Source organism: Mesorhizobium sp. BR115XR7A, from assembly GCF_020165315.1.
GTDB classification, from domain to species: domain Bacteria; phylum Pseudomonadota; class Alphaproteobacteria; order Rhizobiales; family Rhizobiaceae; genus Mesorhizobium; species Mesorhizobium australicum.
Genome location: NZ_JAIUHW010000009.1, coordinates 165,483 through 177,840 on the forward strand (window position 1 = coordinate 165,483; position 12,358 = coordinate 177,840).

A 12,358-nucleotide genomic window follows, 5' to 3' on the forward strand; every position below is an offset into this window, starting at 1 on the left:
ATTATCATTCTCCGAATCCCAGCGCCGAGAAGTGTGACTGAAGGCAATCATCGGGGCCAGCCGGATAGCTCTTTTTCAGCGCGGCGCAAAACGGCAAGCGCCGTCGCAAACAGCGCAAGGGTGGCAGCGCTGTTTCGCTAGTGATACACCTCGCGCGCCGGGGCTTGATGATGAACGCCCGGCTGCCATTTGCGAGGCTGGAACGTGAAGAAATATTCGGTATTCGCCATCGCCCGCGAGGCCATGCGCGGCCACAAGGGCTGGGAGGAACAATGGTCCTCGCCGGAGCCGAAGAAGGAATACGACGTTATCATCGTCGGCGCCGGCGGCCATGGGCTGGCAACCGCCTATTACCTCGCGACCGTGCACGGCATCACCAATGTCGCGGTGCTGGAAAAGGGCTGGCTGGGCGGCGGCAATACCGGCCGCAACACCACCATCATCCGTTCCAACTATCTCTATGACGAGAGCGCCGGGATTTATGACCATGCGCTGAAGCTCTGGGACGGGCTCTCCCAGGAGCTCAACTACAACGTCATGTATTCGGCGCGTGGCGTCATGATGCTGGCGCACAATGTGCACGACATCCAGGTGCTGAAGCGCCATGTGCACGCCAACCGGCTCAACGGCATTGACAATGAATGGCTGACACCCGAGCAGGCGAAAGCATTCTGCCCGCCGCTCAACACCTCCAAGGACGCACGCTATCCGGTGGTCGGTGCGGCGCTGCAGCGTCGTGGCGGCACCGCGCGCCATGACGCGGTCGCCTGGGGTTATGCGCGCGGCGCCTCGGCGCGCGGCGTGCACATCATCCAGAACTGCGAGGTGACCGGCGTCAAGCGGGCCGCCAATGGCGCGGTGACGGGCGTCGACACGACGCGCGGCTTCATCGGCGCCAAGAAGGTTGGCGTCGTCGCCGCCGGACACTCCTCCGTCATCATGAACATGGCCGGCGTGCGCATGCCGCTGGAAAGCTATCCGCTGCAGGCGCTGGTGTCGGAGCCGATCAAGCCGGTCGTGCCTTGCGTTGTGATGTCGAACACGGTGCACGCCTATATCTCGCAGTCCGACAAGGGCGAACTGGTGATCGGCGCCGGCACCGACCAGTATGTCTCCTATTCGCAGACCGGTGGGCTGCACATTCTTCAGCATACGCTCGACGCCATCTGCGAAATGTTCCCGATCTTCACGCGCATGAAGATGCTGCGGTCGTGGGGCGGCATCGTCGACGTCACACCCGACCGCTCGCCGATCCTGGCCAAGACGCCGGTGCCCGGCCTTTACGTCAATTGCGGCTGGGGCACGGGCGGCTTCAAGGCGACGCCGGGGTCCGGGCATGTCTTTGCCCACACCATCGCCAAGGACGATCCGCACCCGATCAACGCGCCCTTCACCATCGAGCGCTTCCGCACAGGCCGCCTCATCGACGAGGCGGCGGCCGCGGCGGTGGCGCACTGATGATGATGGCCGAGGTGGCAGTCGCGGTGCCGCTGATGCTGGCGGGGGAACAGGGCATGTTCCATGTTCCGACGGCGCAGGAAGTGCGGCTGCAGCCGATCAGCCGTGCGGGAAACGAGACCGGCTGGCCGTTTTCTGTCGACGAGGGAATGCTCGCCTGCGTCTGGAGTGTCGGCCAGAAAGTGGTGATGTTCTTCGAAGGCAGGCCGCATGGGCTGGATGAAGACGAGGATTTCCAGCCGCGTGGCGTCATCGTTACGACAGATCCGATGCAGCTGACGCTCGGCAACATGGCCAACCGCGATCTGTTCAGCGCGGCGACGAGCGTCGAGGAGCGGCTGCGGCTCGTCGCTCCCTTCATGACCATGGGCCAGAAGCTTTGCGATCAACCGGCTGGCGCGCGCGTCGGCCACGGCGAATTGTAGGAACAAACACGATGCTTCTCATCCGCTGCCCCTATTGCGAGGAAGAGCGCCCGGAACTCGAATTCCGCAACGCCGGCGAGGCGCACATCGCACGCTCGGCCAACATATCAGGCGAGAGCGACGACGACTTCGAGAAGTTCTTCTTCATCCGCTCCAATCCAAAGGGCATTATCTATGAGCGCTGGCGCCACATGCATGGCTGCGCGCGCTTCTTCAACGCGGTGCGTGACACCGTCACTGACAAGTTCGTCATGACCTACAAGGCCGGCGAACCGAAACCCTCCAAGCTGCCCGGAGTAGCGAAATGAGCGGCGCGTTGCGCATTCCCGGCGCCGGACGCCTCAGCCAGGCCAAGACCGCGCGGTTCAGCTTCGACGGCCAGTCCTACGCGGGCATCGAGGGGGACACTCTGGCCTCGGCGCTGCTCGCCAATGGCGTGCATCTGGTCGGCCGATCGTTCAAGTACCACCGCCCGCGCGGCATCCTGTCGGCCGGCGCGGAGGAGCCGAACGCGCTGGTGCAGATCGTGCGCGACGACGCGCGCAAGACGCCGAACGTGCGCGCCACCGTGCAGGAGCTCTATGACGGGCTCGCCGCCAATTCGCAGAACCGCTGGCCGTCGCTGTCCTTCGATGTCAGCGCGGTCAACGACCTGGCCTCGCCGCTGTTCTCGGCCGGCTTCTACTACAAGACCTTCATGTGGCCGAAGGCGGCCTGGAAGAGCCTCTACGAACCCAAGATCCGCAAAGCCGCCGGCCTCGGTGTTTCGCCCGACAAACCCGATCCCGACCATTATTCGTCGCGCTACGCCCATTGCGACGTGCTGGTGCTGGGCGGCGGCGCGGCCGGCATCGCGGCGGCACTTGCCGCGGCGGAGACCGGCGTGCGCGTCATCCTGGCCGACGAGCAGGCCGAGTTCGGCGGCAGCCTGCGCTTCGAATCTGGTGCGAAGATCGACGGCCAGGACGGCTTTGCCTGGGCACAAGCGGCGATCGCCAGACTGAGCGCGATGGACAATGTCCGGGTGCTGCCGCGCACCACGGCGTTCGGCTATTACGCACAGAATTTCGTCGGTCTGGTCGAGCGCGTCAGCGATCACCTGAAGGTCCCCGGCCACGATCTGCCGCGCGAACGGCTCTGGCAGGTCCGCGCCAAGCGCGTGGTGCTGGCCTCCGGCGCCATCGAGCGTCACATGGTGTTTGCCAACAATGACAGGCCCGGCATCATGCTGGCGGGTGCGGCGCGCACCTTCCTCAACCATTATGGTGTCGCGGTTGGCCGGAATGTCGGCGTCTACACCGCCAACGATTCGGCTTACGGCGCCGCGATCGACCTGAAGAAGGCCGGCATCAACGTGGCGGCGATCGTCGATTTGCGTGACAACCCGACCGGCCCGGTGATCGATGAGGCCAGGGCCCTCGGCATCGAGATCAATTTCGGCCGTGCAGTGATCCGCGCCGGCGGCAAGCTACGCGTGTCGTCGATAACGGTGCAGCCGAAGAATGGCGGCGGCGAACGCACTATTCCCGTCGATGCGATCCTGATGTCCGCCGGCTGGACGCCGTCGGTGCATCTGTTCTCGCAATCGCGCGGCAAGGTTGCCTTCAACGACGAGACCAAGCGCTTCGTGCCTGGCACCTACGCGCAGGACTGCGTGTCGGTCGGCGCCTGCAACGGCACCGACGGCCTGACGGCGACCGTGGACGAGGCCTATGCGGCGGGCGCCAAGGCGGCGAAAGAAACAGGCGGCAAGGCGTCCAAGGGCGCCAAGCCGAAGGTCGAAGCCTCGGAAAGCTGGTCGCGCGGCATGCTGGGTGCTGGCCCCGGCGCCGGGCCGGACACGACGGTGAAAGCCTTCGTCGATTTCCAGAACGACGTGACCGCCAAGGACATCCGCCAGGCGGTGCATGAAGGCATGCGCTCGATCGAGCATGTCAAGCGCTTCACCACCAACGGCATGGCGACCGACCAGGGCAAGACCTCTAACATGCACGGACTGGCGATTGCCGCCGAAACGCTGGGCAAGCCGATCCCGGAAGTCGGCCTGACCACGTTCCGCGCGCCCTACACGCCTGTCACCTTCGGCGCGATCGTCAGCCACGCGCGTGGGCCGCTGTTCGACCCGACACGCAGAACCGCGATCCATCCCTGGGCCGAGGCGCAAGGCGCGGTGTTCGAGGATGTCGGCCAGTGGAAGCGCGCCTGGTACTTCCCCAAGGCAGGCGAGGACATGCATGCGGCGGTCGACCGCGAATGCGTCGCCGTCCGCAACCAGGCCGGCCTGTTCGATGCGTCGACGCTGGGCAAGATCGAAGTGGTCGGCCCCGACGCGGCGAAGTTCATGGAACTGCTCTACACCAATCCGTGGGAGAAGCTGGAGCCCGGCCGCTGCCGCTATGGCATCATGCTGCGCGAGGACGGCTTCATCTATGATGACGGCGTCGTCGGCAGGCTGGCGCCGGACCGCTTCCATGTAACGACGACGACGGGCGGCGCGCCGCGCGTCATGAACCACATGGAGGATTACCTCCAGACCGAGTTCCCGCATCTTAATGTCTGGCTGACCTCGATCACCGAGCAGTGGGCGGTCATTGCCGTCCAGGGGCCGAAGTCGCGCGAGATCATTGCGCCGCTGGTCGAAGGCATCGACATGTCCGACGAGGCGCTGCCGCACATGTCGGTGCGCGAGGGCAAGATCTGCGGCGTGCCGACGAGGCTGTTCCGCATGTCGTTCACCGGCGAGCGCGGTTTCGAGGTCAATGTGCCGGCCGACCATGGCCAGGCGGTCTGGGAAGCGTTGTGGGCCGAGGGCCAGAAGCATGGCGCCACCGCTTACGGCACCGAGGCGATGCACGTGCTGCGCGCCGAGAAGGGCTACATCATCGTAGGCCAGGATACGGACGGTACGGTGACGCCAAACGATGCCGGCCTGGACTGGGCGGTCGGCAAGAAGAAGGCCGATTTCGTCGGCATTCGCGGCCTGACGCGGCCTGATCTCGTCGCCAAGGGGCGCAAGCAACTGGTCGGCCTGAAGACCAAGGATCCAAAGGTGGTGCTGGAAGAAGGCGCGCAGATCGTCGAGGATCCCAAGCAGGCGATCCCGATGAAGATGCTCGGCCATGTCACGTCGAGCTATTGGTCGCAAAATTGCGGCCGTTCCATCGCGCTGGCGCTGGTCGCCGGCGGGCGTGACCGGATGGGCGACACGCTCTATGTGCCGATGCCGGACGGGGTGATCGAAGTGGAGGTTACCGGCATGGTGTTCTTCGACGAGACGGGAGGGCGCCTCAATGGCTAAGGCTGCTGCAAAGACGGCCACGATGGCTTCATCATCAGCAGAGCGGCGTCCGGCATTGGCCGGGCGCACTGTCTCCGCAACGAGTGTCAAGGTCGAAGTGCTGCCGCCGGCCGAGCGTATCTCTCTGCGCGCCCCGGAGGCTTCAGTCGCCGCTTTGTCGAAGGCGCTCGGCCTGACCTTGCCGAAGAAGCCGAAAACCTCGGCGTCGAAGGGCGGGCGTACGGCGTTGTGGCTTGGCCCGGACGAGTGGCTTGTCATCGACGAGGCCGGCAAGGACCCACTCGCCGATTGCGCAGGAGTTTCCGCCTTGCATTCGTCCGTCGGTATCTCGCATCGCAACATCGCGATTTTAGTCGCCGGTCCGGCGGCGGAAGCCGCGATCAATTCGGGCTGCCCGCAGGACCTGTCGCTCGGCGCCTTCCCGGTGGGCGCCGCTTCGCGCACCATTCTCGGCAAGGCCGAGATCGTGCTGCTGCGCACGGCCGACGAGGCCTTCCGGGTCGAGTGCTGGCGTTCCTTCTCGGACTATGTCTTTACTTTCCTGTCCGAGGGAGCCCGCGACGCCGCCGGCTGACCCCGGAACGTTTGCCGCCCGCGTCCGTTGAGCGGCGACAGTCGAGGGAGAGATGCCGATGCCGTCGAAGTCCGCGCCGAAATCGCCGAAAACCGCGGCGGTCCGTTCGCTCGAACATGAGCGGCATTACGAGGCCGACGCCGAAGAGGAACTTGAGGAAGGCCTCGAGGACACGTTCCCGGCCAGCGATCCCGTGTCGATTACCGGGTCGTCCATTCCTGGAGCACCGGCGAAACCCGGCAAGGCCAAGACCGTCCCCGGCCGCAAGACCCGCAAACCCTGATTTCAGAATTTTTGGCTGACGGCCTCTTCCCAAGACCTCCGTGGATGCGATATTCAAAGCGCTTTGGAGAGGAAAAATGCCTGTTAGAGCCGTTGTCTGGGGTGAAAACGTCCATGAACAGACCAATGCCGCCGTGCGCGACCTCTATCCGCTGGGTATGCATGGCACCATTGCCGCCGCACTCAACCAGGACAAGGGCGTCGAAGCGACCACCGCCACCTTACAGGAACCCGAGCATGGCCTGAGCGAGACGCGCCTAGCCGCCACCGACGTGCTTTTATGGTGGGGCCATGCCGCCCACGGCGAGGTCAAGGACGAGATCGTCGAGCGCGTGCAGAAGCGGGTCTGGGAAGGCATGGGGTTGATCGTGCTCCATTCCGGCCACTACTCGAAGATCTTCAAGCGGCTGATGGGCACGCCCTGTTCGCTGAAATGGCGTGAGGCGGGCGAGCGCGAGCGTGTCTGGGCGATCAACCGCGGCCACCCGATCGCGCAAGGCATCGGCGAATGCCTGGAGATCGGCGAGACGGAAATGTATGGTGAGCCGTTCGCGGTGCCGGAGCCGCTGGAGACGGTATTTATCTCCTGGTACGAAGGCGGCGAGGTGTTCCGATCGGGGCTGACCTATCAGCGCGGGGCGGGAAAAATCTTCTACTTCTCGCCGGGCCATGAGACCTATCCGATCTATCACAATGAAGGCGTTCAGCAGGTGCTGCGCAACGCCGTGCATTGGGCGCACAACCCGGCCCCGGCCTGGTCCGGCATCACCAATGCGCCAAACGTGTCGACGGACAAGGCCAAGGAGAAGATCGTCCAGAAAGGCCTGCGCCTGCATGCGGACGGTGACAGGGGACTGAGCTGATGCACCGCCTGCTTTTGCTCGGCACCGGTTGGATCGCGGCGCATCATATCGAGGAGTTCGGTCAGGTCCCGGGCTGCGCCATCGTCGCTTGCGTGGACCACCTGCCGGGCCGCGCGGCGGCGTTCGCAGCCGCCAACAAAATAGGCACTTTCTTTGAAAGCCTCGATGCGGCGATCGCTTGGGGTGAGTTCGATGCCGCCATCAACGCCACGCCCGACCAGGTTCACAAGGCGACGACGCTGGCCCTGCTGGCCGCCGGGAAACATGTGTTCTGCGAAAAGCCGCTGGCGCCGAACCACGCCGATGCGCTTGCGATGAGCGATGCCGCCGAGGCGGCCGGGCTCGTCAACATGGTCAACCTGACCTATCGCAACACTCCGGTGATCCAGGAGGCGCGGCGCATGGTGCAGGCCGGCGAGATCGGCGAGTTGCGCCATGTCGAGGCGGGCTACCGGCAAAGCTGGCTGGTCAGCAAGTTCTGGGGCGATTGGCGGATCGACGACAAATGGCTGTGGCGCCTGTCGGGCCGGCACGGTTCGACAGGTGTTTTGGGCGATGTCGGCATCCATATCCTCGACTTCGCGACCTATGGGGCGGCCGAGGATATCGTCAGCCTGCATGCCGATCTGGTGACGTTTCCGAAGGCGGAGGGCGACCGCATCGGCGACTATGTGCTCGACGTCAATGACAGCTTGGCGATAACGGCGCGGCTCGGTTCAGGCGCGCTGGCCACGATCATGGCCAGCCGCTACACGACAGGCCACGGCAATGATTTGTCGCTGGCCCTGCACGGTACCAAGGGCGCGATCAAGGTCGAGACCGACGGCAAGGTTTCGAAAGTGTCCGCTTGCCTGGGTGACGACGTCGATCAGCACCGTTGGCGGACGCTGACGCCTCCAGGCGTCAAGCACAACGCCCAGCGCTTTGTCGATGCGCTGGACACGGGACAGAACGGTGATCCGTCGTTCCGGCGGGCCGCCGACATGCAAAGGCTGATCGACGCCGCCTTCGAAAGTTCAGCGACCAAACTGCCGGTCTCGATCGGCTGAAATCACCATCCGGCCGGCTGAGCCGGCCCGAACCTACTTTCGAAAAATCTCAGTAGGCGCTCGGCATGATCCACGGGTTCACCGTGATGCCGAGCCGGGGACCCTTCCCGTCGGTCGTGGCTTCCGTGGAGGCCTCCTTGTCGACTGAGCCGGTCGAAGCGCAATCGAGCTTCATATTGGTCTTGGTGTCGACGCAGGTCGCGGCGGGAACGTGCTTGACCGCGTGGGTGGCGTTGGCGGCAAAGGCCGAGCCCGAAAGTGCCAGCACGGCGGCGAGGGTGAGGAGTGTCTTTTTCATGGTCTGTCTCCGGTTTCGGCGGGTGAATTTTTTCCGTACATGTACGTTATCTCGTACAGATACGTCCGTCGATCGCGAAGTTCAAGAAAAAATCGTACGCGTACGGTAGTTTTTTGTTAACCAAGAAAGTCGCCGCGGAAGGCTTGGAGGGGCGGTGCGGAATCTGGGAGAACAAAGGATATAGCGCTCAGCAGTTGACCGGTGTCTCGGTCAGTGGCGGCACATATTGCGTGCTGAGCGTGGCAAGGGTGAAGTCGCACATCCGCTTCACGAAAGCCTGCGGGTCGCCGAACGGGTAGAAGGGGAAGGTGATCAAAAGCGAGATCGTGCCATGGCCGACGGCCCACAATATGGTGGCGATGGCGCGTGGATCGCCATGCAATTTGCCGGCGGCGACACAGGCCTCGACCCTGCTGATCAGCGCCTTCATTGCGGGGTTGCTTTCCTCCATGTCCTCGTAGCTCCTGCCTTCCGGCAGCTTGGTCTTTTCGGTCATGAAGACGGTGCGGTATTCGTTGGGGTTGCCGAGCCCGAAGGCGGCATATTCGGTCATGACCGCCTGCAAGGCCTCGATCGGATCGTCGGACGGGTGCTCCTCGATGCGTCGGGCGAGCGTTTCGAACGCGTCCTCGGCCAGGGCGAACAGGATGTCCTGCTTGTCGGCGAAGTAGGAATAGACCGACATCGGCGCATAGCCGACCCGCTTGGCCAGCTTGCGGATGGTCAAGCCTTCATAGCCTTCTTCCTGGACGAGCTTGTGCGCGGCCGCGACAAGCTCCGAGCGCAGTTCGGCCTTTTGTTTCTCGCGGCGTTTCTGGACGCTCAGCGGCAAGTCTGTTGCCCTTGTCTGGTTGGTGCCTGGCTAAATTATATACGCTGTACGGAAACGGACAAGGGCGCCGCGGGTTCCCACGCGGCAGGCGTCAGATCGCGCCGACACCGCCATCGATGGCCAGCGCATGGCCGGTCATGAAGGAATTGGCCGGGTCGGCGGCAAACAGGATGGCCGTGGTGATCTCGTCGACTTCCGCCACGCGCTTCATCGGTATGCCACGGGTCAGCTCGGCCAACGCCTCTGCCTCCGGAATGCCGGAGACGCTCACGAAACCGTCTATCATGCCCGTTCTGGTGTGGGCGGGGCAGATGGCATTGATGCGCAGACCCTTGCTGGCATATTCGACCGCCGCCGACCGGGTCAGGCCGATCACGCCATGCTTGGCGGCTGCATAGACCGAAAGCTTCGGCGCGCCCGAAAGGCCGGCGGCCGAGGCAATGTTGACGATGGCGCCGCCCTTGCCGGTCGCCTTGAACTGCCGCTCCATTTGCGGGATCTGGTGCTTCATGGCGTAGAAGACGCCGAGCAGGTCGATCTCGAGCACCCGGCGGGCTTCGTCCGATGGAACCTGCGGCAGGCGCACGAAACTCTGAACGATGCCGGCATTGTTGACGGCGACATCCAGGCGGCCAAATTTTTCCAACGCCAGCGCCACCAGTGCTTCCGACAGTGCCTCCTCGGCAATGTTGCCTGCCAGCATCGCGGTCTCGGTATCGAGCGTCTCGGCGAAACTCATCAGGGCCGTTTCATCCAGGTCCGAGAGAACCAGCCGGGCGCCTTCGGCGGCAAAGCCCTTGGCGGCGCCACGGCCGAGGCCGCCGGCCGCGCCCGTGATCAGCACCGTGGTTCCATCAAAGCGGCCCATTGCTTAGTCTTCCTTGTCGATCAGCTCGGCGGCGAAGTGCGACAGCAGCTTCACCGCCTCGCCATAGGTCCTGGCTTTTTCCGGATTGGAAGCATTGCCGTCCAGCGCCCGCCTGTAGACACCCTGGCAGATTGCAGCCAGGCGGAAGAAGGAGAAGGCGAGGAAGAACGTCCAGTTGCCGATGCCGGCGAGGCCGCGCCGCCGGCAATAGGCAGCGACATAGTCTTCTTCCAAAGGCAGGCCGAGGGCCGGGCGATCGATGCCGCCAAGGCCGCGAAAGCCGGAGGCATGCGGCAGGCGCCATTGCATGCATTGATAGGCGATGTCGGCGAAGGGATGGCCCGATGTCGACAATTCCCAGTCCAGCACTGCCAGTACCCTCGGCTGGTCCGGTGCAAAGATCAGATTGTCCAACCGATAGTCGCCATGCACCAGCGATATCAGGCCGTCATCGACCGGCAGGTGGGTTTCCAGCCAGGCGATCAGCCGGTCCATGTCGGAAATGATACCGGTTTCGGAAGCACGGTACTGGCTGGTCCAGCGTGCCAGCTGCCGCTCGAAGTAATTGCCGGGGCGTCCGAAATCGCCAAGACCCACGGCCTCGACATCGACATCGTGCAGGGCGGCGAGCGTGGCGTTCATGGCGTCGTAGATCGCGGCGCGTTCCTCGTTGCCGTGCGTCTCCGGCAGTGCCGGATCCCAGAAGATGCGGCCGTCGAGGAAATCCATGACGTAAAACATGCGGCCGATGGGCGAATCCTCGGTCGACAGGTGCAGCATTTCGGGCACTGGTACGGCGGTGCCGGAAAGCGCCTTCATCACACGGAATTCGCGGTCTACCTGGTGAGCCGATTTCAGGAGTTGGCCTGGCGGCTTGGCGCGCAGCACGTAACGGCCGCTTGCCGCCGTCAGGAGATAGGTCGGGTTGGATTGGCCGGATTTGAATTTTTCGATGGCCGCGAGTCCGGAAAAACCCGGGATATGCGCGTCGAGGTAAGGCGCGAGCGTCGCCTGGTCGAGCGCGTTGGCGTCGTTCATGCTGTCTCGGGCTGGCGTTCAAGCAAGGTCAGCGTCAGCCAACGGGCGGTGAGCGCCGGTTTTTTGGAGCCTTCGATCTCGATGGTCACGTCGTGCGCCGTCTGCACCCAGCCCGACGGCCTGACCTTGACGTCGGCCAGCACGAAACGGGTGCGGATGCGCGCGCCGGTCTTCACCGGGGCGAGGAAGCGCAGCGAATCGAAACCGTGATTGACGCCCATCTTGCCGTTTTCCAGCGGCGGCATGGTCTCGAACGTCATCGCCGACAGCAGCGACAGCGACAGGAAGCCATGCGCGATGGTGCCGCCGAACGGCGTTTCGCGCTTGGCCCGCTCCGGATCGCAGTGGATGAACTGGTGGTCGTCGGTGGCGTCGGCGAACTGGTCGATCATGCGTTGCGTGACCACCCGCCAGGGCGAAACGCCGACCTCCTTGCCGACACTGGCCAGAAGCACATCGAGACTGATTGGTTCCACGCTCATGTCCTCCAGTTCACCTCCGGCTTCTGCGGCCGGCAAATGTTATTCCTTGAACAAGGTCAACCCATGCTGCACCGACTGTCCGCCGTCGATCGGCAGGATGGCGCCGGTGACATAGCTGCCTGCACGGCTGCACAAATAGAGCGTTGCGCCGGCAATGTCATCCGGTGTGCCGATGCGGCCGATCGGGACATGGCCGCCGACATGCCTGGCCTGCTCGTCCGTGCCGGTGGCAAATGCGGTCATACGGCTCTGGAAGGGACCGGGGGCAAAGGCGTTGACGGTGATGCGGCGGCCGGCGAATTCGAGCGCCAGCGTGCGTGTCAGGTGATGAACGGCCGCCTTGGAGGCGGTGTAGGAATAGGCGTCGTCGGCCAGCGGCTGCGTTCCCATCACCGAGCCCAGATTGATCACGCGGGCAGGATCTTCGTCGCTGGCGGCGGCATCGAGCAGCGGCAGCAATTCGCGTGTCAGATGGAAAACCGCGGTGACATTGACGCCGAACACCTTGGCCCATGCCGAATAAGGGAAGCTCTCCAGCGGCGCACCCCAGGACACGCCGGCATTGTTGATGAGGATATCGAGTTTGCCGGTGCGCGCCTTGACTTCGCCGACCAAGGCGGCAATGGCGGCCTCGCTGGAGACGTCGCCGGCAAAGCCTTCCGCTTGGCCCGAAGCGCCAAGCCCGTTCAACTCACTGGCCACCTTGATGCAGTCCTCGCCCTTGCGCGAGGCGATCATTACGCTGGCGCCGGCCTTGATCAGCGCGGTCGCCGCCATGCGGCCGATGCCGGTCGCGGCTCCCGTCACCAGCGCGGTCTTGCCGGTGACCGAAAACAGCTCGTCCAGATAGCTCATCACAATCCTCCGCACGGCCTGCGGGCAAACAGTTCG

General features: G+C 64.1%; 14 protein-coding genes. 8 read left to right on the forward strand and 6 right to left on the reverse strand.

The features are described 5' to 3' along the window. Positions 1–204 precede the first annotated feature (204 nt). The 8 genes from LB557_RS20230 to LB557_RS20265 all read left to right on the forward strand — a co-directional run bounded on the left by LB557_RS20230 (position 205) and on the right by LB557_RS20265 (position 7,949). The gene (locus LB557_RS20230) at positions 205–1,458 is read left to right on the forward strand and encodes a sarcosine oxidase subunit beta (protein ID WP_140661744.1); all 1,254 of its coding nucleotides are present in this window, start codon (positions 205–207) and stop codon (positions 1,456–1,458) included. Between the two features lie 2 nt (positions 1,459–1,460). Further along, positions 1,461–1,883 (forward strand): hypothetical protein, encoded by a 423-nt coding sequence (locus LB557_RS20235; RefSeq protein WP_140619005.1) that lies wholly within the window; start codon positions 1,461–1,463, stop codon positions 1,881–1,883. Between the two features lie 11 nt (positions 1,884–1,894). After that, positions 1,895–2,191, forward strand: coding sequence for a sarcosine oxidase subunit delta (locus tag LB557_RS20240; RefSeq protein WP_015315781.1), 297 nt, complete (start codon positions 1,895–1,897; stop codon positions 2,189–2,191). Next, positions 2,188–5,181, forward strand: coding sequence for a sarcosine oxidase subunit alpha (locus LB557_RS20245; protein WP_224641159.1), 2,994 nt, complete (start codon positions 2,188–2,190; stop codon positions 5,179–5,181). Before LB557_RS20240 ends, LB557_RS20245 begins: the two co-directional genes overlap by 4 nt. After that, positions 5,174–5,755, forward strand: coding sequence for a sarcosine oxidase subunit gamma (locus LB557_RS20250; RefSeq protein ID WP_224641157.1), 582 nt, complete (start codon positions 5,174–5,176; stop codon positions 5,753–5,755). Before LB557_RS20245 ends, LB557_RS20250 begins: the two co-directional genes overlap by 8 nt. 58 nt (positions 5,756–5,813) lie before the next feature. Next, positions 5,814–6,038, forward strand: coding sequence for a hypothetical protein (locus LB557_RS20255; RefSeq protein ID WP_041163323.1), 225 nt, complete (start codon positions 5,814–5,816; stop codon positions 6,036–6,038). Positions 6,039–6,114: 76 nt separating this feature from the next. Then, complete coding sequence (locus tag LB557_RS20260) at positions 6,115–6,900, forward strand: ThuA domain-containing protein (RefSeq protein ID WP_224641156.1); 786 nt, start codon at positions 6,115–6,117, stop codon at positions 6,898–6,900. Further along, positions 6,900–7,949 (forward strand): Gfo/Idh/MocA family protein, encoded by a 1,050-nt coding sequence (locus LB557_RS20265; RefSeq protein WP_224641154.1) that lies wholly within the window; start codon positions 6,900–6,902, stop codon positions 7,947–7,949. Before LB557_RS20260 ends, LB557_RS20265 begins: the two co-directional genes overlap by 1 nt. 49 nt (positions 7,950–7,998) lie before the next feature. On the opposite strand, the gene LB557_RS20270 is transcribed toward LB557_RS20265, so the two are convergent. From LB557_RS20270 to LB557_RS20295, 6 genes are all read right to left on the reverse strand, one after another. Further along, the gene (locus tag LB557_RS20270) at positions 7,999–8,247 is read right to left on the reverse strand and encodes a DUF680 domain-containing protein (RefSeq protein ID WP_140661748.1); all 249 of its coding nucleotides are present in this window, start codon (positions 8,245–8,247) and stop codon (positions 7,999–8,001) included. 187 nt (positions 8,248–8,434) lie between these two features. Beyond that, positions 8,435–9,079, reverse strand: a complete 645-nt coding sequence (locus LB557_RS20275; RefSeq protein ID WP_140618770.1) for a TetR/AcrR family transcriptional regulator — start codon at positions 9,077–9,079, stop codon at positions 8,435–8,437. 91 nt (positions 9,080–9,170) lie between these two features. Next, positions 9,171–9,947, reverse strand: a complete 777-nt coding sequence (locus LB557_RS20280; RefSeq protein WP_015315789.1) for an SDR family NAD(P)-dependent oxidoreductase — start codon at positions 9,945–9,947, stop codon at positions 9,171–9,173. Between the two features lie 3 nt (positions 9,948–9,950). Continuing rightward, a complete protein-coding gene (locus LB557_RS20285) occupies positions 9,951–10,985 on the reverse strand; it encodes a phosphotransferase (RefSeq protein WP_224641151.1) in 1,035 nt (344 codons plus the stop codon). Further along, positions 10,982–11,467 (reverse strand): MaoC family dehydratase, encoded by a 486-nt coding sequence (locus tag LB557_RS20290; RefSeq protein ID WP_023770549.1) that lies wholly within the window; start codon positions 11,465–11,467, stop codon positions 10,982–10,984. Before LB557_RS20290 ends, LB557_RS20285 begins: the two co-directional genes overlap by 4 nt. 39 nt (positions 11,468–11,506) lie before the next feature. Continuing rightward, positions 11,507–12,322 (reverse strand): SDR family oxidoreductase, encoded by an 816-nt coding sequence (locus LB557_RS20295; RefSeq protein WP_015315792.1) that lies wholly within the window; start codon positions 12,320–12,322, stop codon positions 11,507–11,509. Positions 12,323–12,358: the final 36 nt, after the last annotated feature.